Here is a 23,271-nt window from a genome sequence, read left to right as displayed (position 1 = left end):
TCATTTTTGCATAAAAAAATAGCCTCCAATACCGGACGCTACAAGCTCATCATCGTTTTTAAATTTTTTTCAGTACGGCGCGAATCCCTTCTGACTTAGCAAAACCTGATCGCCAGGAAAAACCCGTTTAAATCGATCATAAACCAATTGATAGGCAATCGGATCATACCATTCCCTTACATTTAACTCTTGATACAACGATTCAATTCCTAAGTTCCTGGTTCGTCTTCCTCCACTACCATCCCCCATAAAATAATCATCAATACAGATACGATCTACCAGCTTTATTAACTTTTTCGGAAATTCTTCACTGCTTGGTAATAATGGAGCAATGGTTGCCTGAGTAGGTACACCTGCATCTGCTAATAGCTGTAGTGTCTGTAATCTGGCCTGAATTGGTGGTGCATGAGGTGTGAAATGCTTGCGGATATCCTCACGATCCGTCTCTATGGTCATACTTACCCGAACCCTCTCCTCTAAGGACAATAATAAATCAATGTCTCGACCAACAAGGGGGCTTCTGGTTTGGATAAATAAAAAATCAGGAGGTTCTTCCACCATGACCTCCAAAAGGGATCTTGTCACCTTTTCTTTATGCTCGATTGGCTGGTAAGGGTCTGTACTCGATGACATGAAAATCGTTACCTTCCATTTACTTTTTGCCCTTTTGAGCTCTTTATGCAATAAGTCTGCCGCCTCCTTTTTGATGTCAACCCAAGTTCCCCATTCCTTCATACGAAATGTCGATACCGGCATTTGTCGTACATAGCAATAGGAACACGCAAAGGAACAACCTGTATAAGGATTCAAAGAATGAGTGTAATCGGCTAGAAATCCTGTTCCTTTATTAAGAAGTGTCTTGGGATACTTGTAAAAAAACTCACTCTTCATATTTATCGCCCCCTTCTGTATGACTTGCTATATATAAGCTTGATTATACTTATTAAGCGTACAATCACTTCGCATCATGAAAAATAATACCAAGCGTATATCTCGTTCCTGAAGTAATAGTGCTGACACCGTGCCGAATCGTTGTCTTATAATAACCGCGCGAGCCTAGTACAGGGCGATAATTCGTTGGAAAGATTAGTCCTGAACCTTGATCCAAGGTTATCACTTGCCCTCTGCTTTGCGCCCTTGGCCGTTGTTCCATCAGTAGAAACTCACCGCCTGTATAATCCATCTCTTTTTGGGATAGGGCAAATACTACTTGAAATGGAAAGGAGACATCTCCGTACAAATCCTGATGCAAACAGTTGTATCCCCCAGCTTCATATTTAAGGATTAAGGGTGTTGAGCGTGTCTGCCCTTGTTCATGGCATTGAGCAAGAAAGTCTGACAACAATGCTGGGTAAACTTCTTCACGATCAAGCTGTTTTAGCCATCGATTCGCAGTTGTAGCAAGTTGGGGATAGAAACCTTCACGAAGCTGTTGCACCAAATCTGGAAGGGGAGCTTGATAATATTTATACTCCCCAATGCCGAATCGAAATCTAGCCATATCAATCGTGTTTCGAAAATACACTTCTTTCTCATACGTGCTGATCATTTCATTACATTCATTTTTATCTAATAAAGTTGGAATTGTAGCATAGCCCTGCTCATCTAAAGTCTGTTGTAGTGCAGTCCAATCTAAGGCGGCAATCCGGTCTGTGAGGTGTTCAGGCATATTGCTTGCTCCCCTCTGTCAAACTATTTTCGTTTTCCAATTGCAGGAGCTTCGTTTTCATTTCCAAACCACCTCGATAGCCGGTTAGGGAACCATTTTTACCAATTACTCGATGGCATGGTACCGCAATTAAAACTGGATTAGCACCAATTGCAGTCCCAACAGCACGTACTGAATTCGGTTTTTGTATATAATAAGCAATATCTGAGTAGGACTGGGTTTGTCCATATGGGATTTCACAGAGCTCGTTCCATACAGCGAGCTGAAATGGTGTACCATAAAAATCAAAGTCAATAGAGAAGCTTTTACGTGTTCCTTGAAAATACTCAACTAATTCTGCTACATACTTTTCTAATTTTTCATCATCATGCACCAATTCACCATTCGTAAACCGTCTATTTACCCAATTTAATAATTCTTCAAACGGTTTATTTTGCGGGCCTACGTAACAAAGTCCCTTCGCTGTTGTAGCAATGTATAGGTACCATTCCTGATAAACCAACACCGAATAGTAAATCGTCTGTTTATTTTTTGCTACCACTTTGCAACACCTCCATGGTTTGTGTATTTTTATTTAATTGGCGAAATTTTTTAGGTGTATACCCTGTTACTTTCTTAAACAGCGTGATGAAATACGGTGTGTTGGGCATCCCAACAGTCATTGCGATATCGGCAATCATTTTATCAGATTGAATTAAATAAACCATAGCTTTATTTATTCTCGTCTGTTGGATATATTCGATGGGAGTCATACCCATAATTCGTTTGAATGTCCGATGCATATGATAAGGACTCCCATGGCATATATCAGCTAAGGATTCAAGCGTTAAGGTTTCACTGTAATTCTTCTTGATGTAATCCGTAATCTGTGCCACCCACTCAACATCAGGCAAACGTTGTCCAGTGGGTTTGCACCGCTTGCAGGGGCGGAAATTTTCTGACAGCGCCTCTTCTGCCGTAAGAAATATTCGAACATTTTCCTTTTTGGGCTCTCTAGACCTACAAGAAGGTCTGCAAAAAATACCTGTAGTTTTAACCGCATAAAAAAATTTATCATTATAAGATGCATCGTTGCTTATGATCGCTTGCCACTTCTCGTCCGTTAGATAACCATGCTCCTTCCCATGCCTTTGGATATCTTTCATTTGGTTCACCTCCATCCACAGTATACCCTCCACAACGAACCTATGTACGATTTTATGATTGTAATAGCAAGATATTGAAATTTTGTAGAAGCCTTTTATGTTAAAACTAAGAGTGTGTTTGTTTGTAATGAATGGAGGATATTTATGGAAAAGAGAGCGGTTTATCCAGAGTGGGATGCTTCTTATTTCACTGGTAAAAAAACAGAAAAAATATATTGTTTCCCTTGGTGTACGGAACTGCTTGATCTGGAAAATACGGTTCGGTTTGAAACACGAGCAAATGCTGAACAGGCAGGCTATCGCTCATGTAAAACATGCTGTTCTACTCTTCCAGTAGGCGCTTGGGAGGATCAACAGAAAGAGTTAACTCTGGTTGTGCCAAAAGAATTCAGCTTTACCGAAAATATGAAATACTTGTCCAAAGAGCCTAACGAATGCTTATTTTATAGTAAGAATCAACGAATTTATAGAGCCATACCCATTGAGGAAGAAACGCCCGTTGTTGAAATTCGTGCAGGTCAGGATAACGTGATACACATTCGATTTTTAGGAGATACAATGCCATCCCGCAAATGGGTACGGGCGGAGGTGGCCCGTTATGTAAGAGATTGGTTTGATTTGGACACAGATTTGCTACCATTTTATGATTTAGCTAGAACAGATGTATTGTTACAAAGAGCAGTTACTGAATTTACTGGATTGCGTAATATTGGAATTCCTGATCTATTCGAAGCAATCTGCTGGGGAATTATCGGTCAGCAAATCAACCTACCCTTCGCCTATACGTTGAAAAGGCGGATGGTGGAATCGTTTGGTCGAAGCGTTGAATGTGATGGTGAAAAGTACTGGATATTCCCCACTCCACATGATATCTCAGCTCTGAGCGTTGAAGACTTGAATGGATTGCGAATGACGGTTAAGAAATGTGAGTATCTAATTGGCGTAGCTCAGCTTATTGTGGAGGGCAAATTAACCAAAGAACAGTTATGGAACTGCGGAGATTATAAAAAAGCAGAAAACATGCTTGTAAAAATCCGTGGCATTGGACCGTGGACCGCTAATTACGTTTTAATGCGTTGCTTGAGGATTCCCTCAGCTTTTCCTATTGATGATGTGGGCCTACACAATGCAATTAAATATCTCCAGGGCACTCCACAAAAGCCGACGAAAGAAGAAATTTTAAAACTCTCGACGACATGGACAAATTGGGAAGCCTATGCCACCTTTTATTTGTGGAGATTTCTCTACTGACAATAGCGTAAAAGACCAAGTTTCAGTGAAATCCTTTCAACAGTAAATATCATCTTCAAGGACACACAAATGAACGATTTGAGAAAAATTTATTTGCTCGGACAGGTAAAACGATTCCTCCCTTTTTCATTTATAAAAAACGAAGCCAGTATTCCATATCGGGATACCGGCCTTTTTTATTTGATAACCAATATTTAATGTTAAATTATAGTTTTCATGTAATATCAAGGCCCTCCTGAATTAGACCACCACAGACCACTGGTTACATATTACAGCTTTAATGATCTTTCACGTTCAGAAGGAGGGTAAAACCTAATTTGTCTTTACAGTCTCCTTATTCCCACCCAGGGAGAGTATAGCAATGGTAACAAGAATACACAAAGTACCTCCCCAATCTGTAAAGCCAAAGGATACATGTAGCCAGATCACTGATAAGACAGCTGCCGAAACAGGCTCGACACAAGCTAATAAACTAGTTTCTGAGGCACTAAGATACTTGAGACTTTCCAAATAGCAATAAAAAGCAATTAGTGTTCCAAATAACACAATAAAAATTACGGCTAAAGAGGAAGACATCGACCACTGCCCCTCCAATCTCCATGGTGGATGGACCAAACTAAAACCAATACCTCCTATTAGCATTGCCCAACCTACTACGATTGCTGCTCCCCATTTGGCAAGAAGTTTATGTGGATGTAATGTGTAGAAAGCCAATGCTACAGCTGAGGCAATCCCCCAGAATAATGCCCATCCAGAAATAGATAAGCTATTAATGCTTCCATGTGTAACCAGTAAAAATGTTCCCAAAAGTGCCAGAATGACAGCAAGTAGCTCTTTTAAAGTAGGTAATCTTCTAAACCGAATAGCCACGTAGCACGTAATAAGCACAGGTGCCAAGTATTGAAGGATCGTAGCTGTTGCGGCATTCCCATGCTTAATAGCTGCAAAATACGTATATTGAACCGCTAGCATTCCTAGGATACCAAATAAGATGAGACTGAATCGCTCCCGGGTGCTTTTCCAAATTCCCCAAATATTTTGCTTCTCCTTTCGATAGGCAACTGCTAATAAAATAATCCCTGACAGTAATAGGCGTATAACAACTAACCACTCGGGACTAAAGCCTTGATGCTGAAACAGATATTGAGCAACAGTACCTGATATCCCCCACAACACGGCTCCTGTAAGTACCAAGGCAACGCCGGTTTTTCTAGGCAACACAATCTTTTCAGTTTTCATATGGTCTCCTCACTGATCTACTATTCTTCACGGTTATTTATTTCATTGCATCAGTTGATAAACTTCTTTCATCGGACGTAGCCAATTTTGCTCCATAATCTCTGCAGCTAGCTTTTCATTTTTCTCTATAAAAGCTTGAACGATTCTCTCATGTTCACCAATTGAATCTTCCTTAGGAATGTGTTGTTGCTTAAAAAAGATATATTCTAAGCGTTGAATATGTAGCTGAAGGACAGATGTAAAATTAATAATATAGGGATTGTCCACAATTTCTAAAATAAAGGTATGAAATTGACTATCCATTTCTACAATTTTAGGTACGTCCTTATCGTGGATGGCTTGTCTATAGCTAACATTTATGTCGTTTAATTTTGCAATTTGTTCTTCTGTAATCGTAGTCGCAGCTAATTTGGCTGCCAATGCTTGCAGGGAAGCAAGGGGTAAATACATCGTCTGTACATCTTCTTTTGAAACAGTAGTAACTCTTGTATCTCGCCCTCGATAGGTTTCAATAAAGCCTTGGACTTCGAGTAGCTGAAAGGCTTCCCTTACAGGAGTCCTGCTTACTCCTATCGCTTCTGCAATTTCAGCATCATATAACTTTTCCCCAGGCTCTAAGGTTCCATCAATAATCCAGATCTGTAGCTGTCGAAACGCTTTTTCTTTTGCCGTTAAGCGAATAGAAGAAGTGTAATTCTTAGGAATTGGCATAGTAACCCCTCTTTTAATGTATTGTAAGCTTTATTTAAATTGTCAGAAATATATTTCATATATATACTATAACTTATACCATTTTATCCATAAGGTCAAACCAATTACTGTATTTATGTACATTCACAAATATCTCAGCTTTCTTGCAATAATCGCCTAACACAAGAAAAGCTAGAATCCTATACGTTCAAAGGATCACTAGCTTCTCATAGTCAATTTGTGTAATTTCTACAAACAATTTTTTTAAAAGGATTACCTGCAATCCATTCAAGAATGAATGTTGTCACGCATACGCATACGTTTACCAGCCCAATCGATACTGTCTTGGTGCTTCAATCTCCACTTGCAATTCATCTGCAGCACCTCTAGCCCAGTATGGATTGCGTAACAGCTCGCGGCCCAAAATGATTACATCTGCACGATTATTTTGTAAAATCTCTTCTGCTTGTATTGGAGATGTAATTAATCCTACTGCACCAGTTGGAATGTTCGCTTCTTCTTTAATTTGCTCTGATAATTTTACTTGATAGCCTGGATACACATTAATAGTAGCCCGAACGAGCGCACCAGAACTAACGTCAATAAGATCCACGCCCTGTTCTCTCATCCAAGCTGCGAATTGTACGTGATCCTCAATGGTTAAGCCCCCTTCTGTGTAGTCAGTAGCGGAGACACGCACCAACAACGGTCCTTCCCAAACACTCTTCACTTCTGTTATTACTTCTGATAATATACGGTATCTCTTTTCTTGAGAGCCCCCATATTCATCTGTTCGTTGATTAGAGAGCGGGGATAAAAATTCATGCAATAAATATCCATGAGCAGCATGAATTTCAATGACATCAAAGCCTGCTTGTTTGGCTCGAATTGCTGCTTGCTTAAATGCTTCTACTGTCTGTTTGATTTTCTCAACTGACATTTCTTCTGGAACACGACTACCCTCGTCGAATGCAATTGCAGATGGCCCATAGATGGTACCAGGAACCTCTGCTTTTCGGCCAGCATGTGCTAATTGAATCCCCATTTTTGCACCATATTGATGTGCTTGGTCGACTATTTTTTGTAATCCAGCAATGTGTTCATCATTCCATATCCCTAGGTCAAATTCAGAAATGCGTCCCTGAGCTTCAACAGCAGTAGCTTCCACGATTATAAGACCTACCTGTCCTACAGCGCGTGTTGTGTAGTGCGTAATATGAAAGCCAGTAACTTTTCCGTCTTTTTCAGTTGCAGAATACATGCACATGGGAGCCATGACAATACGATTTTTTAATGTAACCTCTTTTACTTGATAGGGTTGAAATAATTTCACAGTCATCTTTCTTCCTCCTTAGTTTTGTTTCCTGCATTTGATTTGAATGATTTTTTAGCTGTATGTATAACCCGAACTTGCTTCATCCACAGCCTGCTTTAATAAGGCATAGGATCGTTTACGGGCACTTACATCATAAATAGGTGAAACTGCCATCAACTCTTCAATCGGATATCGCTCTTGTAGTTCTCTGATTTTTAGGGCAAGAACTTCTGGAGATGAACCTGCTAGCGCTTCGGAATGATGATGCTCAGACACCCAATACCTGTGATACCCAATTTCATCCACGTATTGCGCTAGCTCAGTCGTTTGCTCCAAGGCTAGCTCTGGGGTTCCCTCGTATATTACATACGATTGATCCAGTACACTAATTTTCATGGGACTCTCCTTTTGAAGGTATATCATGTGTAGTCACTGCAATATGATAAATCGGAATATCGGAAATTTCCGATATTAGGTTAAAAAAGAAAAATGAAACGGTGTTCCACTCTTCTTTTACAACTCCTTTTCGAAATATGTAGCCAGTTTCTGCAACATTTCCTCATTTCTGCGATAGTACGTCCATTGACCAAAGCGCCTAGCTTCTAATAACCCCGCACGTTGCATAATTGCTAGATACTGTGACGTGGTCGATTGGGATAGACCTGCTTTTTCTTGAATTTGTCCTACACAGATTCCTCCTGGAAAATGCTCATAGTTGCAAGAGGATGGCGGAAAGTGTAGCTCTGGCTCCTTTAACCAATGTAACATTTGCAATCTGGTTTCATTCGATAAAGCTTTAAAAATCATGACATAATCCATAATGATGATTATATCGATATTTCCCGATATGTCAATAGCAGTATGAATTCCCGATCAATTCAATACGAGTGAAGACTCTATATACACCTCGCCATCCAATTTTTTAATCAAAAACTGATCATCCTCAATCACCCCATATGTATGCGGATGATTCTCTTTCGGTATAGCTATGGAACCAGGGTTTAGGATAAATAGATCACCCTTTTTCTTGGCCATCGGGATATGTGTGTGACCATGAATCAACACATCTCCAACCGATAATGCCGGATGATGATCCTCATGATAAATATGTCCATGCGTAACAAAAATACGACGTTTGTCCGTAATGATCGTATTAGAATCGCTCATAATCGGAAAATGAAGGAGCATCTGATCTACTTCTGAATCACAATTTCCACGTACAGCTGTAATGCTGTTAGAATACCTATTTAGCAGAGTGGCTACTTCAGACGGACTATATCCGTCTGGGAGGGCATTGCGTGGTCCGTGATACATCACATCTCCTAATAGGATTAAATGAGTTGCCTGTTCTCGTTCAAATGCTTCTAGGGCTACTTGGGCATAGGTTAAAGAACCGTGGATGTCTGAGAGAAAAAATAACTTCATGCTGATTACCACCTTTTTATTTGGTTCAATCCCTATTATACCAATCTTTGCTTATAGTGTAAGGATGATACCCGTTTTGTCATCAGAGATTTTAAATCGTGGGTATTTCACACATTCTGGATCGCTTTCTTCTACCTTTGTTAGCGCTTGAGCATAGTTTTCTAGACCCATATCCATTATTTTATGAACCATCGATGACCAATCCTGCTTTTTTTGATTGCCTAATGGCCAGAACAATCCATCTGTAATCATGATCACGTGCTTTACTCCAACACGATTAATTCTGCCATATTCCACAAAATCTATGGCTTGTTCCTCTCCATTTAATACTCCATAGCCATTTGGTTCATTTTGTAATTTACGATTTTGAATAATTAAATCTCGAATGAGTAGACTTAATTCCGTACGTGATAGTAGACCATTCTCAATACCTTCCTGCCATTTTTGCAATGTACGTTCTTCTAACATCTCCACTTGTGGACGAGTTAATATACGTACATTACCATTTTCATATACAGCAAAAATCATACAGTCTCCTGTTTGTGCATACGATATACCGTTCTTCTCGATTGCCACAATTCCAACTGCGGCTCCCCAAAGATTTTGTTTAAAAGACAGATCAATTCCGGCTTCCTGCATGTGTAGACGAACAAGCAAATTAGCAGTCGCTATGTGGTCTGGTAACGAGATCAGCCTATGTATCTGTGTAAAATAACGAGCAATAGCTGTTGAAGCCAGGTATCCACCGGTTTGTTTATTTTCATTAACGAATCCATGTAGTGAAGTAACACCATCAACCACACCATAAATAGGGAGGGTTGGATGAACAATCAACGAATCTTCGTTTAAACAGCCTATACCCTTGCTAGTAAACGTTTCTATTCTCATTGCAATGCCCTCCTACATTCTTCTACGTGTCTGTCTATATTTTCAATAATCTTACATCTTTTTCTATTATAACTTTTTCCTGCAAAAAAAGAACAACCGGCTTGTCCGATTGTTCTTTCGCATATATAGCTCATAGTAAGCTTGCTTATTTTTAATTTGCTCGTTTTCTCAACACAATATTCGTACGCCTCGTACGCCGTTTCGCGCGTAATAAACGAATGAAGAAAAGGATGAAAAACAAGTTAAGTAACGCCCAAAATACGACAATACCATATAGAGCAATTGGATTATGAGTAATCACCTGTTCGCTCTCCTCTGAAGTAGAAACAGCCGTCGGAAGTACTTCAGGTTGTAGATGTAGCTTCCTCACTTCTCCATTGGATAAAGTCACCTCAAGGTCCCCGTTGTTCAGTAGCTTTTGTTCGTATGTAGTCTGTTTGGGAACCGTGATAAATAAATCTTTATCCGTATAAAAGTTTGCTGCCTTCTCGGTATCAGTCTGGGGTTGGTATACCAGGTACTGTCCTGCATTTACGATCTTTTTCGTTTCATAATGGGTAAAGCCAAAATCGAGCATTTTGTTTACATCCTGATAACTAACCACATTAGATGGTGCCTTCATGGTAACCGCAATCAGTTCTGTATCTCCCCGTTTAGCTGTAACCACCAAAGTATTTCGCGCTTGATCCGTAAAGCCATTTTTTAAACCTGTGGTTCCTTCATAAGTAGTAAGCATTTTATTATGATTGACCAGCACGGTATCCCATTCTTTTTGGTGCCATTCATAACGTTTGGTACCGGCAATTTCACGTAAGAAGGGATTTTTCATGGCATACTGCGCAATCTTAGCCATGTCAGCAGCAGTTGTGTAGTGATTCTCATCATGCAATCCATGAGGATTCGTAAAATGAGTATTTTTTACTCCGACTTTTTCTTTTAAATAAGCATTAACCTTTTCAGCAAAAGCTTCTGTGGAACCAGCCATGTGTTCGGCAATCACAATGGCAGCATCATTACCTGAATTTAAAATCAGCCCAAAGAGTAAATTTCGCATGGATACTTGTTCACCCTCAGCCAGATAGACGCGGGATCCTTCTACCGTTCTCGCCTTATTAGAAACGGTGGCCATATCGTTTATATTTCCGTTTTCTATAGCATAAATAGCAGTGGCGATTTTGGTAATACTAGCAGGAAATAAATACTGTTGGGGATTTTTTTCAAATAGAACGGTTCCTGACGAGCCATCAATGAGAATCGCACCCTCCCCTTTTACTTCTTCTAGTGGTAGGGCTGGTGGTTGCGCAGCGTAACTTGGCTGAATTCCAAACGTAATCAGAGAAAAACCAATTGCCAAGAACGTTTTCATCCATTTTTTCATGCTTGTAAAATCCTTTCTACGAACAAGTTACCTCACCACTCTATCAAATGGAAAAGGCATTGAACAAGTGCCTATTTGGACATTTTGTCGATTAAATGCTGGGGGAAATGGGTAAAAATGTTGTATTAGCGGTATTTATCGCTTGTCATTATTTACGTAAAATTTTTTTATGGAAAGGATGTTACAGATGGATGAACGCATCAGCAAAGACACGTTAGGCGAGGTGTATATCCCTCGATCCGTATATTACGATGCACAAACCACACGCGCTATCCATAACTTTCCCATTAGCGGTCTTCGTTTACCACGAGCATTCATTAAAGCACAAGGAATCATCAAAGCCTCTGCGGCTGTTGCAAATAGAGAAGTGGGCAATTTATCCGAACCTATTGCTAGAGCTATTGTAGCAGCCGCAGAAGAAGTGATTAATGGCAAATGGGACGATCAATTCGTAGTAGATGCCTATCAAGCTGGTGCGGGTACCTCTCAAAATATGAATGCAAATGAGGTTATCGCAAACCGCGCAATTGAAATATTAGGTGGTGAAAAAGGAGATTTTTCGCTTGTCCACCCCAACGATCATGTAAATATGGCTCAATCAACCAATGATACGATACATGTAGCCATTAATATTAGTGCTGTCGAAATGATAAAAAAAGAATTGCTACCATCTCTTCAGCGACTTCACTACGCCCTAAAACAAAAATCCAAACAATTTGACCCTATCATCAAATCAGGAAGAACCCATTTACAAGACGCCGTTCCCATCCGACTGGGACAAGAATTCGGAGGCTATGCAGCGTCCCTAGTATCGGCTGAAAAAAGTATTCGGCATGCTCTCTTGGAGCTATACGTGATCGGTATTGGGGGTAACGCGGTAGGTACTGGAATTAACGCTCATCCTGAGTACGCAGAACGAACATTACGTGAGATTATACTTCGAACAGACCAACCTTTTAAGCAGCCTCGTGATCGTTTCGCTTTTATGCAAAATACCATGGGTGCTATTCAAGCAAGCCATGCTGTAAAGGAGCTAGCGATTCACCTATTAAAAATATCAAGCGACCTACGCTTACTTGGTTCAGGGCCACGCACTGGACTTGGCGAGCTGATACTTCCCGCTGTTCAGCCTGGGTCATCCATCATGCCAGGAAAAGTAAATCCTGTGATGGCTGAGATGATGTACATGGTTTGTGCGCAAGTCATCGGCAATGATGCCACAATCACTGCGGCTACGATGGGTGCTCAATTGGAGATTAATGTTATGATGCCCGTTATCGCTTATAACCTGTTACATTCCATTCATATTTTGACAAATGCTATGCAAGTATTCCGTGAAAAATGTATAGAAGGACTCCAAGCTGATGCAGAGCGTTGTCAGTACTATGTTGAGCAAAGTACTGCACTTGCTACATCCCTTAATCCTGTAATTGGCTATGAAAAAGCCGCCAAACTTGCTAAGACTGCTTATCAGGAGAAAAAAACCGTTAGAGAAATCGTTGCGAGAGACACCGAATTGACGACAATAGAAATCAACGAGTTATTAAATCCTGCACGGCTCGTCTAACCGAATCTTATATGAAGGAATCTAATTCCTACTATGTTGATAGTAAAATAGCCTCGTCACGTAGACTGAGGCTATTTTTTGTTATACATCAGTTATTTTCCAAACCGTTTACTTAACAGTTCATTAATCATACGGAATTTTGGATTATCCAGAAAAGCTTCTTCATACCCAATAAAGTGTTCCTTGTATAGCGCTTCAGCAGATTCAAAATCTTGTTTAACATAAAGTGAGAAGATTTCTTCCAATCTTTCTTCCATATCAGTGTCAAGCTCTGGTGGCGTCATAATTTCCTGACGTAAACTGTTCATCAACTCATCTAATTGATTGGTGACAGTCGAAGCAATATGCAGCTGTTCTAATACGTCTGAAGGAATATTTCCGTCATATTTATAACGCAATTCATGCTCATTGGTTGCCCAAAAATTCATGCCTAACGTCCGGATTTGTACTTCACAAGGCAAGATTTTCTTTTCACTTCCATGATACACCGTATAATCCCCAATCATATGAATGCTACGATAGCCAGATTCTTTTGGATTGGTAATATAATCTTTAACGTCATGTACCACAAAGTCTTCCCGTTCCATCAGCAGATTCTGCACTTCCCGGACATCATCAATATAGCGGCAAACAACACGGATACCAGCGATGTCGGTAATCTCTTCACACAATCTATTTTCCCAATCATCTTGAGCAAAATCAATTCCTCTAAGAAGAGCTTTTCGTAATAGACTATCTGTTTTCTTGACTCGCCCGACTACAAATTCAATCGGAGAATAGCGTCCACCTTTTAGAAACCCGTATTTTATTCCTTTTACCTTTAGCTTTAATTCGTCAACAACTTGCTCATACGGATTTAAAATTGTGACGAGACGGTTTAGTACTTTTTTGGGTATGCGAGCTTTTATGTTTTTAATTTCGCTCATAGGTTTAGAACCCCCATCAATCTCGGATGACACGATAGTCTAGCATTTCTTTTATTGTATTTCGACGTAACAACAAAAAATCCTGCCGTTTTCGAGTCAAAATCATACAAACTCCAGCCTTATTCGGACCGTTCCTTCTTTTAGTATAAAAGCAACCCTCTTAAAATGAAAGCGCATAAGGTATAGCAAAAAGTGGTTGCATATAGAAGCTGTATGGTTTGTTTAATGTGCACAGCATGAAGCTCGGTCTTTGGTATCCCCATGAGAGCACGGTGAGAAACCACCCCTTGATAGGTATTGGTTCCTCCTAATTGAATGTGTAGGGCACCAGCAACAGCCGCTTCACTCCACCCACTGTTTGGACTTGGATGCTTACTTGCATCACGAATTCCTGCTTTCCAGGCATCTCGCCAATCTTTTCCCAAAAAGAACGATGCTAGAATCAGAAAAACAAAGGTGATTCGTGCGGGAAGATAGTTACAGAGATCATCTAAACGTGCGGAAGCCCAGCCAAGGTGTAAGTACTTCTCATTTTTATAGCCTACCATTGAATCTAACGTATTAACCGCCCGATAGGCCATAGCAAGCGGTGCTCCACCTAGCATGGCAAAAAATAAAGGAGAAGTAACTGCATCCACAATGTTTTCTGCTACTGTTTCCACAGTGCCACGTGAAATTTCCTTCTCATCCAGCTGTTCTGTATCACGTCCAACTACCATCGACAATTGAAAGCGGGCTTCCCCTAGATCGCCCTTCTGTAAAGCCGCATATATTTTTTGTCCAGCTTGAGCAAGTCCTTTTGTAGCAATTGTGGTAGCAATCAATACAACCTCAGCTGTGAAAGCAAGCCATGGATGAATGCTAGCTAGCCCCTTCAATAAAAAATATGGAACCAAAAAAGCCAAACTGACTAATACCACTGGAAATAAAAGACCTAACAAACGACCTGAGAGTACAGCCGAACGCCCGCGGCTAACAAGTGTCTGATATATCGGTCGAATATGACGATCCAGCCATGTAATCACTTTTCCCATGCCAATCACCGGGTGTGGAATCCAGCGTGGATCCCCAATAATAAGATCCAATAGATAGGCACATAACAAGCTAGTTCCTAGCATTATTTCCATAATTATTCTGCACTCCTACGCTCTTTTCGATTTTGCTCATGGGTAAGCGCCATGCGAGTAGCATCACGTACTGCACAAGCGATTGCATGGCCCAAGTTCGTAGCAGTTCCAGCATAAGGATGGACGGACTGATAACGTGATTGGTTACAAGTAGCCGCCACTACAATGGCATCAGTAGTAGTTCCTGTTGCACATCTTCCCTCTCCATCGCTAATTCCCATTTCTGCTAACGCAATCGTTTTAGCTTCTGTTGCCGTAATGACAGCATTTATTAGAGCCCCGTCTGTCAGATTTCCATCAATGAATACGACGGTATTAATCGTACCAGCTGCATAGGCATTATAGCGCTGTTCTACGGTACCTGCTCGAACCGCATTACCAATGCCAGTGGTCACAACTGCACAGAGTTCAAATTCGTCTCCTTTTAATGTAGAAATCCCTAATTCCTCCACACAGGCTGCTGTCAACAATCCTATTGTTTGCTCAGGTATTGCTCGATTTTGCAGGACAAACTCTCTGATATCTTCCTGAGGATTATCTGATAAGTAGCCCTTTCCCACATACTGGTTTAATATCCACTTCGCCTCGCTAATTCCACCACCAAAAACAGCACTAGAGCAAGCACGAAACCCTTTAGGATAACTAATAAGCACACGTTCTTTGTTTACATCTAAATACCAATCTTCTATAAATTGCATGTTTCCCACTCTCCGTCTTCCCTACAACACGTAATCAGAAATTGCCCATGCCCAATGGACGAATCAAAATAACGACCTGGATCATTTTCTAATAAAAGAGCAGAAACCAAGCGTAGCATTCCACCATGAGTAACCACCAATAAAATAGGATTGGGGTCACTCGAATAACCTTTTGTCTTCTTGCAGTAAGGACTGATTTCTTGGTTCACGAATCGCTCTAGCCGTTTTTGTAATTCTAGTAATTTTTCCCCACCAGGAGGGGCTACATTCCACGGATCATCGTAAAATTGATAAATTCGTTTCCGATCTATTCGCTCAATCTCTTGGTACGTCAACCCTTCCCACTCACCAAAAAACACTTCACGTAAGTCACTACTGGTCTGCACAGGAAGATTTGGATGGTATTCTGACACAATAGCCGCCGTTTCCTTAGCTCGCATTAAATCACTTGTAAAGATTGCTGTAAGGGGCTGATTAGCTAAGAATTTTGCGACCTGCTGGGCCTGTGCTACTCCTTTGTTCGATAAAGGAACATCATAGTGCCCAATATATTGTTTAGCCAGATTTTCGGCTGTTATAGCATGTCGTAACCAAATAACTTTTACCATCCAATCAAACCTCCGTGATGTAGGTAGCTGACCGCCCCAAGAAGCAATACCATCTCAATACATTCAATTTGTGCCCCATAGGTATCGCCCGTTAAGCCGCCCAGCTGTTTGACAATCATTCGATTAAACAGATAATGCGTGACCGTCGTAAGTACGAAAAAAATGAACGCTAATTGGTATCCAACTAATAAGAAAGCGACAAGGCTTGAGATAACAATTGAAATGATAATGTGCTTCATATGCAGATGCTCCCTAAAACCAGAAGCCATTCCCTTCCCTTTATGCACATAAGGCCAAAAATAAATGCATCCAAGTAAGGAAACGCGAGCTGCAAACGGGATAATAATCAATACGTAACTGACTGATAGTAAAGGTAAGTTAGTCGTAATCCAATACAATGATACCACCTTTACCGCTAATAAGAGAAAACAAGCAAGTACACCCATTGCTCCGACTCGACTATCCTTCATGATTTCTAGCATGCGTTCACGTGAACGAGCAGATCCAAGTCCATCAGCGGTATCCATCCAACCATCTAAATGCAGGCCGCCAGTTATATAAACCCAAAATGCAACCACTGCAAGGGAATGTAAGACATCTGGAAACAGCCACTGGGTAATCCCTGCGATTCCCGCTAAAAAGATTCCGATAACCATCCCCACATAGGGATAATGTTTTACGCTATGATACCAATCTTGCTCTGTTGCTTGAAAGCGTACCGGAATGCGCGTAAGAAAGGTTAGTGCGCTCCAAAACGCATTCATTTATCACTCGCCTCGCTCCCTTTAATCTTCATCGGGATACCAGCCACCACTACATATACTTCGTCAGCATATTGTGCTACTATCTGATTAGCAAAACCAGTAATATCCTGAAATGCTCTGCCCAACTTAGATAGCGCTACTCCACCTAGTCCAACCTCATCACTTACCACTATCCATGTCCGATCTAAGGAACGCATAGCAGATACACAAGAGATTATTTGCTGTTGACAAGCTTGACGGACAGCGGAATTACTTAGTTGATCTTCAGGCAGCTGCATTAATAAGTTCGCAATCCAGCCTGAGAATGTATCCAATAAAATAATCGGTGACTCAGAAGATCCTTCACGCTTATCGGCTTCGACCATAGCTTGGATCGCCATCTGTAATTCATATGGCTCTTCCACCGTCTCCCAATTATTCTCTCTTCGTTCTCTGTGTAAATGAATCCGATTTTGCATTTCTTCATCCCAAGCTTGCCCTGTTGCAAGATACACTAAAGCGCCGCCATGTTCCTGCTTCTGTTGTTCCGCTAGCTTTTCGGCAAAAGTACTTTTCCCCGATCGAACGCCACCTGTAATAAGAATGATCTTCATGATACCTTCTCTCCTTTTATCTCCTAGTTGACAGGATTTGTAGGGATTCACGGAACACGCTTACCATTCGTTCGTTCTCTTCTTTTGTTTTTATCGCAAGTCGTATATATCCTTCACCTAAACCTGGATACATACTACAATTTCGAATTAAGATGCCTCTTTTAGCCATCTCTTCTTGAAGTAGTTGAGATTGAGTAGAATCTACATGAACTAATAAGTAATTGGTTTCGCTCCTAAAAGTTGTGATGCCTGGCAGTGTTTCAAGAGATGTAAGCAAGCTTGCTCTTTGTGTAGCAACATATTCCTGAGTTCGTAACACATAATCATGCTGTTGAAGTAGGAATTCACCTGCCACTTGCGCTAAATGATTCACACTCCAGGATATCTGTTTAGATTTTAGACGTCTGATCACTTGCTCTTGTCCCATTACGTAACCGAGCCGCAGCCCTGCAATCGCGTACATTTTAGTCATTGAACGAAATAAAAGCACATGGGGAAGCTTATGAAGATCAGTTACTAAAGAATGCTTCTCAGATTGATTCACAAAGTCCAGAAATGCTTCATCCACACAAAGATAGGTTTTGTGTTGTTCACAAGCTTCAGCCACCTTTTGTAATTCGTTACGTGGCAGAAAATTACCCGTTGGATTGTTAGGATGTCCAATGAACAGCATATCCACCTGTTTCACGAAGGCACATAACTCTTCGACGTCAGGTAAAAACTGCTCCTCTTTTTTCGTAAATAGCATGCGAATCTCACAGTCAGCTTGTCTTGCAATCGCTTCATATTCTGAGAAAGAGGGACAAATAATCCCTACGATTTGTGGCTTGAGAGCGGAAACCGCCAAGTGCAAGCACTCAGCAGCTCCATTCCCTACCAAGATATTTTCTGGTTGAATATGTGATCCAAGCGAGTTTGCAACTGCTTTGCGAAGATTACGGCATGTGGGATCAGGATATCTAAGGACCTGTGGTAATGCTTGTTTCAGTATAGAAAAAAGCTGCTCAGGAGGTCCAAACGGATTAATATTTGAACTATAATCAAGAATACGATCCGCCTCTAGGCCAAAGGACTCTGCAGCAGTCCATATGTCCCCACCATGTCCAAAACGCTCTATCATAATCATGCCCCTCTTCCTGTTGCCTCACCTAATCTCAGTTTATTTGTTACTCTGGATCAGGTAGACCTAGATCAGAGTAGGTAGCCATCTCTTGCAATGCACGACAAGCTGAATCCATCATTGGCATAAATAGCGTAGCACCAGTTCCTTCCCCTAAACGCATGTTTAAGTGAAGGGATGGTTGAATACCTAAATCTTCCAGAATATATTGATGAGCAGGTTCAACTGATAAATGAGTGGCCATGAGGTAAGGAATAATTGCTGGTTGAAGACGTGCAGCTACCAATGCGGCCGCTGAAGCAATCACTCCATCTAATAGTACAGGAACACGAGAAAGAGCAGCACCAAGCGTTACCCCAGCCATTCCGGCAATCTCTAAGCCACCTACCTTAGCAAGTACATCCAACGCATCGTCTGCCTGAGGCTTATTTACCTCAATACCGCGTTGAATTACTTCACGTTTGATTAAAAGAGATTTGTCATTTATACCCGAACCTCGTCCTACCAAACCATCTCCCAGCGGACGGCCTAATAATACACTGGTAATCGCTGCACTAGGCGTTGTATTTCCGATTCCCATCTCACCAAGAGCAATGACATTACTGCCTTTTTTCGCCAGCTCCTGCGCTGTTTCAATTCCCACCAAGATCGCTTGTGCAGCTTCTTCTCTGCTCATTGCTGGGCCTTTAGCAAAGTTGTTTGTTCCTGCTTTCACTTTCCTATTTATGACATTCTCAGGTACTTCCGATGCTTTAGAGCCAATGTCAACTACCGTTACTTCAGCACCAACTTGTCTAGCTAACACGTTTACTGCTGCTCCAGCATTAATAAAGTTAACCATCATAAGTTGAGTTACTTCCTGAGGGCAGGCGCTTACACCCTCATCCACAATCCCATGGTCGCCACACATAACAACGACATCTTTTCGCTCGATTCGCGGCTTAGCTTGTCCTGTAATGCCAGCCAACTGAACAACTATATCTTCTAAAACGCCTAGACTTCCAACAGGTTTGGTCAAACGTTTCAGTTCTTTTTTTGCCTGTTCGGCTGCTACCAGATCTATGGCTGGTATCGTATGTATCATACTAGATAATTTATCGCTAAAGCTCATGTCAAAATCCTCCTCAGATGTCTAGGTCCATTGCCCGTTTAGTATAAATATTTTACTTTTCTAGTATAGCAGAATAAAAGAAAAAAGGGTTGGCTTCTGACCACCACCCCACAAAATCCACAAATTATTCACTTATATTTTTTTGTTATCAGAAATAACGTCCAATATACTTTGCAAACTAGTTAGCTTCTCGTTTACTTTACGTGTTTTCTCTGAAATATTCTCTAAATTAACAAAGGAAGCGAAAGAGGTACGTTCCTTTCTTTTTTCCTTTTCCCATTGCTCTAAATATTTGTCCATCTGGGCAGGATTGCTTAGCACTTTGGCAACACGCGTTGGCTTTTGCTTTAGCCACGATTCAAATTCAGGATAATCACGCAAAATTCGTTTTGCCGTACTTTTTTTCACTGATTATTTCCCCTCTCCTGTGCGTTATTGATAAGCACATGGTTTCTTTACTACCATATGACTAGTCCGCTCATGCCGTTTGTGTGAATAACCAGTGCAACAAGAAAGGGCTGGAATCTAGGGCAAATGTGGAATTATTCAAGAAAAGGGCTCTTGTTTACAGCAAGAATGTCGGGGGATACATATACATGCATAGTAAATATCTTGATTGGTCAAATGAAAGGGGCTATGTATAACATGTTCGATATTACCACTTTACAGTCTCTGGTCGGCAAGACTGTACGCCTCTATAGAGGTGGAGCTGAATCACTGCGTGGAATCTTGCTGGCTGTCAAATCAAACTACCTCGTTCAATTATCAGAAGATAGCCAAGTCTTGTATTATTATTTGCCACCACTTACTAGTATTGAAGAGGATTTTCGACACCCGCCATTTGAAATTAAGGAAGGAATCCCTCAGGAAGTAATCGATGCCGCATCATTCCAACAACTGTTAGGATTTCTGGTCAATAAAAGAGTGAAAATTGAACAAAATGGGAATGATTCTCGCACAGGACTACTTCGTTTCGTTGGCACTGACTATGCTGTTTTGCAAACCAATAAAGAGACATTTGTGTATTATCAATCAAATGAAATCAAGTCCATAGGTATTCAAGAAAGACCACCTAAACATCATAAAAAAGATCGAAATGATGATAAAATTAGAACTACCAGCCCTTTGGATAAGTTTCATGATGCTCCCAATTTCTCCTCTTTATTAACCAAATTACAAAATACATTTGTTCACATCCATTTCGCATGTCATGAAACTATATCAGGTATTTTGACGCAAGCGGATCAGAATCAAATTGCATTGGTCCATGATAAGGAACTCATCTGGATTTCCCAAGCAACGATTGCTAGTGTAATAACAACAGCTCGCGATGCAACTCCTGTAGCTAATCAGAATACCAAAAATGTAGGTAATCGAGAAATATTCAGCTTACGTGTGAAAAAACGCGATAAGCATAAACGGAAAACGTTCTTTCCTGCACCACCAGCAATAAAAATCCGTCCAAAAAGGAACTCCTCAAAGCAAGTTGCGATAAGAACAGAATATCCTTTCAGACAAAAAGGGAATTCCATCCAAAGGGTTACGATAAAACTGCCAGGTGCGTTTATTCCGAGAGGGAAAAAGTAGACCGTTACTCTCCCATTAGCCTTGGAAAGGAGGCAGCCTCTCTTGGAACCCATCTCTCCCTTCATAAATCAGTTTGTTGAAGTAGCATTACCTGAAGAGAAGCAAATAATGGGTAAGGTTATGGATCAGGGGATTGATATCCTCGTCTTATATGATGGTACGCGATACATTTATGTACCTTGGATACATGTAAAATCAATCAGACAGGTAACTACAGATCTAGTCAATGCTCTTGAGATACAAGATAGTCCCATCTTTTTAAATAAAGAAGCTCTTTCCTATCGTAATATACTAAATAACGCAAAAGGTTTGTTCATAGAGATCCATGTGACAGGTAAACACTCTTTACACGGTTACGTGACGACAATTCTAAACAATTACCTGGTGTTCTATTCCCCGATCTTTAAGACTATGTTTATTTCCCTCCATCATTTGAAATGGCTAATCCCTTACAGCCGAAGCATTACCCCTTTCTCCCTTAGTAGTCATCATCTACCAATTAAACCATCTCAGTTTCCGCTTTCTCGTTCTTTTGAAGAACAGATGAAACGACTAGAAGGAGAGCTAACTATACTTGATACAGGTGATGATCCTCATAAGATTGGAATAGTCAGCCGTCTAGAAAACAATTTATTGGAGCTTACCAATGCTAACGGAGATCGAACCAGTTGGAATGTACAGCATATTAAAACGATTCATCTTCCTTCCTAATAACTCTGCATAAGTAAAGGAGGATCGGTGCTTAAAAGCAAACCGACCCTCCTTTTCGTTATGAGGGTGTTTCATCCCTCATCATCCACGTATGCTGTTGTTTAATTAGCGAGCTAATTGTTGCTCAGCGAAAGAAACAAGGCGCTTCGTGATTTCTCCACCAACAGATCCGTTTTGGCGAGAAGTAGTGTCTGGTCCCAATTGTACGCCGAATTCAGTAGCGATTTCGTATTTCAATTGGTCAAGAGCTTGGTTAGCTTGAGGAACTAAAAGGTTGTTGCTAGAACCATTGTTGTTAGCTGCCATAACCTTTCATCTCCATTCTGTTTGGATTTTTGCTGAGGCTATTGTGGCCTTCAGCATTCAACCTATCTGCTTTAGATAAGCTCAATGCTAGCGGCTACACTATTTCTTTGCTATTGTGTGGGGTGTATCTATATCATGTATCATTTCATTTATTTCATTCCTGCTTTTTTTTACTATTTTCTAGAAATCAGCTAATCCCTGTCTTTCGTGCTATAATCAAGGAATAGAGAAAGTTGGCTTTATTATGGGAGGAGTTACTTGCTTTGAAGAATAAAATTTTACTATTGGATGGCATGAGCTTTCTATTCCGTGCATTCTATGCCTCCTCTTGGACAGGCAGTATTCGGCAGACAAAAAGCGGTTTGTACACGAATGCTGTCTATGGTTTTACCAAAATGATGCTTGATTATGCAGACTTGATTCAACCAACTCATTTGATCGTTGCTTGGGATGTTGCTTCTCGCGAGTCCTTATTGCGAAGCCAGTGGTACGATGGGTATAAATCGAACCGAGTTGAACCACCTGCTGAGTTAATTCCTCAGTTCTCGCTGGTAAAGGAAGTTACTCAAGCTTTTTCTATACCTAATATAGGCTTGTCTGGTTATGAAGGGGACGATATCTTAGGTACGTTATCCAGACGATTTGCTGAAGAAGGACACGAAGTAATTATTTGCTCTGGTGATTATGACAATTTGCAGCTTGTCTCCGATCAGGTACATGTTAAAATTTTAAAAAACGGGGGTAAGCATGAACATTACTGCCCGCAGTCTTTACTCGAACAAAAAGGAATTACTCCTGCTCAAGTCATTGATGTAAAGGCCTTGCAAGGGGATACTTCCGACTGCATCCCAGGTTGCCCTGGTATTGGTGAAAAAACAGCAGTGAAGTTAATAAAGGAGCATGATTCCTTGGACAATCTCTATGCCAATTTAGACTCCCTAACACCTAAAATGCGCGCCAAATTGGTTGAGAATAAGGAACAGGTATATATGAGTCAAAAATTAGCGACCATTCTCTCTAATGTACCCGTGGAGTTGGTATTAGAAGAGGCGAGCTGGCAATACGATCCCCTATTGGTTTTAGAAAAAATGAATGAATTAGAATTTAGCAAAACAATGCTTGCACGGATTGGATAAAACAAGAAACAGACAAA

Annotated in this window: 27 protein-coding genes; 5 read left to right on the top strand and 22 right to left on the bottom strand. The window is 40.7% G+C overall.

Annotated features, from left to right (window positions below; genetic code table 11):
* Positions 1 to 69: 69 nt before the first annotated feature.
* The 4 genes from ACQV1I_RS12030 to ACQV1I_RS12015 all read right to left on the bottom strand — a co-directional run bounded on the left by ACQV1I_RS12030 (position 70) and on the right by ACQV1I_RS12015 (position 2,814).
* Positions 70 to 891 carry an SPL family radical SAM protein gene (locus ACQV1I_RS12030; RefSeq protein WP_116334501.1) on the bottom strand — a complete coding sequence of 274 codons (822 nt, stop codon included), beginning with the start codon at positions 889 to 891 and terminating at the stop codon, positions 70 to 72.
* A 64-nt stretch (positions 892 to 955) separates the two neighbouring features.
* Positions 956 to 1,669 (bottom strand): 2OG-Fe(II) oxygenase, encoded by a 714-nt coding sequence (locus tag ACQV1I_RS12025; RefSeq protein WP_116334502.1) that lies wholly within the window; start codon positions 1,667 to 1,669, stop codon positions 956 to 958.
* Complete coding sequence (locus ACQV1I_RS12020; protein ID WP_116334503.1) at positions 1,662 to 2,210, bottom strand: methylated-DNA--[protein]-cysteine S-methyltransferase; 549 nt, start codon at positions 2,208 to 2,210, stop codon at positions 1,662 to 1,664. The genes ACQV1I_RS12025 and ACQV1I_RS12020 overlap by 8 nt, the downstream gene beginning before the upstream one ends.
* Positions 2,194 to 2,814, bottom strand: a complete 621-nt coding sequence (locus ACQV1I_RS12015) for a bifunctional transcriptional activator/DNA repair enzyme AdaA (RefSeq protein WP_116334548.1) — start codon at positions 2,812 to 2,814, stop codon at positions 2,194 to 2,196. The genes ACQV1I_RS12020 and ACQV1I_RS12015 overlap by 17 nt, the downstream gene beginning before the upstream one ends.
* A 144-nt stretch (positions 2,815 to 2,958) precedes the next feature.
* Between ACQV1I_RS12015 and ACQV1I_RS12010 the strand changes: the two genes are divergently transcribed.
* Complete coding sequence (locus ACQV1I_RS12010; protein WP_116334504.1) at positions 2,959 to 4,065, top strand: Ada metal-binding domain-containing protein; 1,107 nt, start codon at positions 2,959 to 2,961, stop codon at positions 4,063 to 4,065.
* A gap of 312 nt (positions 4,066 to 4,377) precedes the next feature.
* On the opposite strand, the gene ACQV1I_RS12005 is transcribed toward ACQV1I_RS12010, so the two are convergent.
* From ACQV1I_RS12005 to ACQV1I_RS11970, 8 genes are all read right to left on the bottom strand, one after another.
* A complete protein-coding gene (locus tag ACQV1I_RS12005; RefSeq protein ID WP_116334505.1) occupies positions 4,378 to 5,304 on the bottom strand; it encodes a DMT family transporter in 927 nt (308 codons plus the stop codon).
* Positions 5,305 to 5,346: 42 nt separating this feature from the next.
* Positions 5,347 to 6,015, bottom strand: coding sequence for a GntR family transcriptional regulator (locus ACQV1I_RS12000; RefSeq protein ID WP_116334506.1), 669 nt, complete (start codon positions 6,013 to 6,015; stop codon positions 5,347 to 5,349).
* Between the two features lie 301 nt (positions 6,016 to 6,316).
* Positions 6,317 to 7,333, bottom strand: a complete 1,017-nt coding sequence (gene namA, locus ACQV1I_RS11995) for an NADPH dehydrogenase NamA (RefSeq protein ID WP_116334507.1) — start codon at positions 7,331 to 7,333, stop codon at positions 6,317 to 6,319.
* 48 nt (positions 7,334 to 7,381) lie between these two features.
* Positions 7,382 to 7,705: a hypothetical protein gene (locus ACQV1I_RS11990; protein WP_116334508.1), complete on the bottom strand. Its 324-nt coding sequence runs from the start codon at positions 7,703 to 7,705 to the stop codon at positions 7,382 to 7,384.
* Between the two features lie 117 nt (positions 7,706 to 7,822).
* The gene (locus ACQV1I_RS11985) at positions 7,823 to 8,128 is read right to left on the bottom strand and encodes an ArsR/SmtB family transcription factor (protein ID WP_018670981.1); all 306 of its coding nucleotides are present in this window, start codon (positions 8,126 to 8,128) and stop codon (positions 7,823 to 7,825) included.
* Positions 8,129 to 8,182: 54 nt separating this feature from the next.
* Positions 8,183 to 8,734 carry a phosphodiesterase gene (yfcE, locus tag ACQV1I_RS11980; RefSeq protein ID WP_094701599.1) on the bottom strand — a complete coding sequence of 184 codons (552 nt, stop codon included), beginning with the start codon at positions 8,732 to 8,734 and terminating at the stop codon, positions 8,183 to 8,185.
* A 51-nt stretch (positions 8,735 to 8,785) separates the two neighbouring features.
* Positions 8,786 to 9,622: a protein phosphatase 2C domain-containing protein gene (locus tag ACQV1I_RS11975; protein ID WP_094701600.1), complete on the bottom strand. Its 837-nt coding sequence runs from the start codon at positions 9,620 to 9,622 to the stop codon at positions 8,786 to 8,788.
* 151 nt (positions 9,623 to 9,773) lie between these two features.
* On the bottom strand, positions 9,774 to 11,000 hold the full coding sequence (locus ACQV1I_RS11970) for a D-alanyl-D-alanine carboxypeptidase family protein (protein ID WP_094701601.1): 1,227 nt from the start codon (positions 10,998 to 11,000) through the stop codon (positions 9,774 to 9,776).
* A gap of 187 nt (positions 11,001 to 11,187) precedes the next feature.
* On the opposite strand from ACQV1I_RS11970, the gene ACQV1I_RS11965 reads away from it, so the two are divergent.
* On the top strand, positions 11,188 to 12,567 hold the full coding sequence (locus ACQV1I_RS11965) for a class II fumarate hydratase (protein WP_116334509.1): 1,380 nt from the start codon (positions 11,188 to 11,190) through the stop codon (positions 12,565 to 12,567).
* A 92-nt stretch (positions 12,568 to 12,659) separates the two neighbouring features.
* Here ACQV1I_RS11965 and ACQV1I_RS11960 read toward each other — a convergent pair whose 3' ends face one another.
* The 9 genes from ACQV1I_RS11960 to ACQV1I_RS11920 all read right to left on the bottom strand — a co-directional run bounded on the left by ACQV1I_RS11960 (position 12,660) and on the right by ACQV1I_RS11920 (position 19,922).
* Positions 12,660 to 13,493: a GTP pyrophosphokinase gene (locus tag ACQV1I_RS11960; RefSeq protein ID WP_094701603.1), complete on the bottom strand. Its 834-nt coding sequence runs from the start codon at positions 13,491 to 13,493 to the stop codon at positions 12,660 to 12,662.
* A gap of 140 nt (positions 13,494 to 13,633) precedes the next feature.
* Positions 13,634 to 14,620, bottom strand: coding sequence for an adenosylcobinamide-phosphate synthase CbiB (cbiB, locus tag ACQV1I_RS11955; protein ID WP_018670987.1), 987 nt, complete (start codon positions 14,618 to 14,620; stop codon positions 13,634 to 13,636).
* Positions 14,621 to 14,622: 2 nt separating this feature from the next.
* Positions 14,623 to 15,318, bottom strand: coding sequence for an adenosylcobinamide amidohydrolase (locus ACQV1I_RS11950; RefSeq protein ID WP_116334510.1), 696 nt, complete (start codon positions 15,316 to 15,318; stop codon positions 14,623 to 14,625).
* Positions 15,306 to 15,926: a histidine phosphatase family protein gene (locus ACQV1I_RS11945; protein ID WP_094701605.1), complete on the bottom strand. Its 621-nt coding sequence runs from the start codon at positions 15,924 to 15,926 to the stop codon at positions 15,306 to 15,308. The genes ACQV1I_RS11950 and ACQV1I_RS11945 overlap by 13 nt, the downstream gene beginning before the upstream one ends.
* Complete coding sequence (cobS, locus tag ACQV1I_RS11940) at positions 15,920 to 16,690, bottom strand: adenosylcobinamide-GDP ribazoletransferase (RefSeq protein WP_094701606.1); 771 nt, start codon at positions 16,688 to 16,690, stop codon at positions 15,920 to 15,922. The genes ACQV1I_RS11945 and cobS overlap by 7 nt, the downstream gene beginning before the upstream one ends.
* A complete protein-coding gene (cobU, locus tag ACQV1I_RS11935; protein ID WP_094701607.1) occupies positions 16,687 to 17,283 on the bottom strand; it encodes a bifunctional adenosylcobinamide kinase/adenosylcobinamide-phosphate guanylyltransferase in 597 nt (198 codons plus the stop codon). Before cobU ends, cobS begins: the two co-directional genes overlap by 4 nt.
* Positions 17,284 to 17,299: 16 nt before the next feature.
* A complete protein-coding gene (gene cobD / locus ACQV1I_RS11930) occupies positions 17,300 to 18,409 on the bottom strand; it encodes a threonine-phosphate decarboxylase CobD (RefSeq protein ID WP_236645835.1) in 1,110 nt (369 codons plus the stop codon).
* 40 nt (positions 18,410 to 18,449) lie between these two features.
* Positions 18,450 to 19,514: a nicotinate-nucleotide--dimethylbenzimidazole phosphoribosyltransferase gene (gene cobT / locus ACQV1I_RS11925; RefSeq protein WP_094701609.1), complete on the bottom strand. Its 1,065-nt coding sequence runs from the start codon at positions 19,512 to 19,514 to the stop codon at positions 18,450 to 18,452.
* 132 nt (positions 19,515 to 19,646) lie between these two features.
* Positions 19,647 to 19,922, bottom strand: coding sequence for a hypothetical protein (locus ACQV1I_RS11920; protein ID WP_116334511.1), 276 nt, complete (start codon positions 19,920 to 19,922; stop codon positions 19,647 to 19,649).
* Positions 19,923 to 20,159: 237 nt separating this feature from the next.
* On the opposite strand from ACQV1I_RS11920, the gene ACQV1I_RS11915 reads away from it, so the two are divergent.
* Positions 20,160 to 21,101 (top strand): hypothetical protein, encoded by a 942-nt coding sequence (locus tag ACQV1I_RS11915; protein ID WP_116334512.1) that lies wholly within the window; start codon positions 20,160 to 20,162, stop codon positions 21,099 to 21,101.
* Between the two features lie 42 nt (positions 21,102 to 21,143).
* Positions 21,144 to 21,812, top strand: coding sequence for a DUF2642 domain-containing protein (locus ACQV1I_RS11910; RefSeq protein ID WP_116334513.1), 669 nt, complete (start codon positions 21,144 to 21,146; stop codon positions 21,810 to 21,812).
* A gap of 105 nt (positions 21,813 to 21,917) precedes the next feature.
* Here ACQV1I_RS11910 and ACQV1I_RS11905 read toward each other — a convergent pair whose 3' ends face one another.
* Positions 21,918 to 22,118 (bottom strand): alpha/beta-type small acid-soluble spore protein, encoded by a 201-nt coding sequence (locus ACQV1I_RS11905; RefSeq protein ID WP_018670996.1) that lies wholly within the window; start codon positions 22,116 to 22,118, stop codon positions 21,918 to 21,920.
* A 263-nt stretch (positions 22,119 to 22,381) separates the two neighbouring features.
* On the opposite strand from ACQV1I_RS11905, the gene ACQV1I_RS11900 reads away from it, so the two are divergent.
* Positions 22,382 to 23,254 carry a 5'-3' exonuclease gene (locus ACQV1I_RS11900; RefSeq protein ID WP_094701660.1) on the top strand — a complete coding sequence of 291 codons (873 nt, stop codon included), beginning with the start codon at positions 22,382 to 22,384 and terminating at the stop codon, positions 23,252 to 23,254.
* Positions 23,255 to 23,271: the final 17 nt, after the last annotated feature.

The sequence above is a fragment of the Brevibacillus sp. JB24b genome, assembly GCF_051713385.1.
Taxonomy (GTDB): domain Bacteria; phylum Bacillota; class Bacilli; order Brevibacillales; family Brevibacillaceae; genus Brevibacillus_B; species Brevibacillus_B laterosporus.
The sequence above is the reverse complement of the archived record's forward strand: the minus strand, read 5'-3'. Positions and strand labels throughout refer to the sequence as shown.

Coding starts and splice junctions, on each gene's coding strand:
- ACQV1I_RS12030 (WP_116334501.1), bottom strand. CDS start 891: ATGAAGAGTGAGTTTTTTTACAAGTATCCCAAGACACTTCTTAATAAA.
- ACQV1I_RS12025 (WP_116334502.1), bottom strand. CDS start 1,669: ATGCCTGAACACCTCACAGACCGGATTGCCGCCTTAGATTGGACTGCA.
- ACQV1I_RS12015 (WP_116334548.1), bottom strand. CDS start 2,814: ATGAAAGATATCCAAAGGCATGGGAAGGAGCATGGTTATCTAACGGAC.
- ACQV1I_RS12010 (WP_116334504.1), top strand. CDS start 2,959: ATGGAAAAGAGAGCGGTTTATCCAGAGTGGGATGCTTCTTATTTCACT.
- ACQV1I_RS12005 (WP_116334505.1), bottom strand. CDS start 5,304: ATGAAAACTGAAAAGATTGTGTTGCCTAGAAAAACCGGCGTTGCCTTG.
- ACQV1I_RS12000 (WP_116334506.1), bottom strand. CDS start 6,015: ATGCCAATTCCTAAGAATTACACTTCTTCTATTCGCTTAACGGCAAAA.
- namA (WP_116334507.1), bottom strand. CDS start 7,333: ATGACTGTGAAATTATTTCAACCCTATCAAGTAAAAGAGGTTACATTA.
- ACQV1I_RS11990 (WP_116334508.1), bottom strand. CDS start 7,705: ATGAAAATTAGTGTACTGGATCAATCGTATGTAATATACGAGGGAACC.
- ACQV1I_RS11985 (WP_018670981.1), bottom strand. CDS start 8,128: ATGGATTATGTCATGATTTTTAAAGCTTTATCGAATGAAACCAGATTG.
- yfcE (WP_094701599.1), bottom strand. CDS start 8,734: ATGAAGTTATTTTTTCTCTCAGACATCCACGGTTCTTTAACCTATGCC.
- ACQV1I_RS11975 (WP_094701600.1), bottom strand. CDS start 9,622: ATGAGAATAGAAACGTTTACTAGCAAGGGTATAGGCTGTTTAAACGAA.
- ACQV1I_RS11970 (WP_094701601.1), bottom strand. CDS start 11,000: ATGAAAAAATGGATGAAAACGTTCTTGGCAATTGGTTTTTCTCTGATT.
- ACQV1I_RS11965 (WP_116334509.1), top strand. CDS start 11,188: ATGGATGAACGCATCAGCAAAGACACGTTAGGCGAGGTGTATATCCCT.
- ACQV1I_RS11960 (WP_094701603.1), bottom strand. CDS start 13,493: ATGAGCGAAATTAAAAACATAAAAGCTCGCATACCCAAAAAAGTACTA.
- cbiB (WP_018670987.1), bottom strand. CDS start 14,620: ATGGAAATAATGCTAGGAACTAGCTTGTTATGTGCCTATCTATTGGAT.
- ACQV1I_RS11950 (WP_116334510.1), bottom strand. CDS start 15,318: ATGCAATTTATAGAAGATTGGTATTTAGATGTAAACAAAGAACGTGTG.
- ACQV1I_RS11945 (WP_094701605.1), bottom strand. CDS start 15,926: ATGGTAAAAGTTATTTGGTTACGACATGCTATAACAGCCGAAAATCTG.
- cobS (WP_094701606.1), bottom strand. CDS start 16,690: ATGAATGCGTTTTGGAGCGCACTAACCTTTCTTACGCGCATTCCGGTA.
- cobU (WP_094701607.1), bottom strand. CDS start 17,283: ATGAAGATCATTCTTATTACAGGTGGCGTTCGATCGGGGAAAAGTACT.
- cobD (WP_236645835.1), bottom strand. CDS start 18,409: ATGATTATGATAGAGCGTTTTGGACATGGTGGGGACATATGGACTGCT.
- cobT (WP_094701609.1), bottom strand. CDS start 19,514: ATGAGCTTTAGCGATAAATTATCTAGTATGATACATACGATACCAGCC.
- ACQV1I_RS11915 (WP_116334512.1), top strand. CDS start 20,160: ATGTTCGATATTACCACTTTACAGTCTCTGGTCGGCAAGACTGTACGC.
- ACQV1I_RS11905 (WP_018670996.1), bottom strand. CDS start 22,118: ATGGCAGCTAACAACAATGGTTCTAGCAACAACCTTTTAGTTCCTCAA.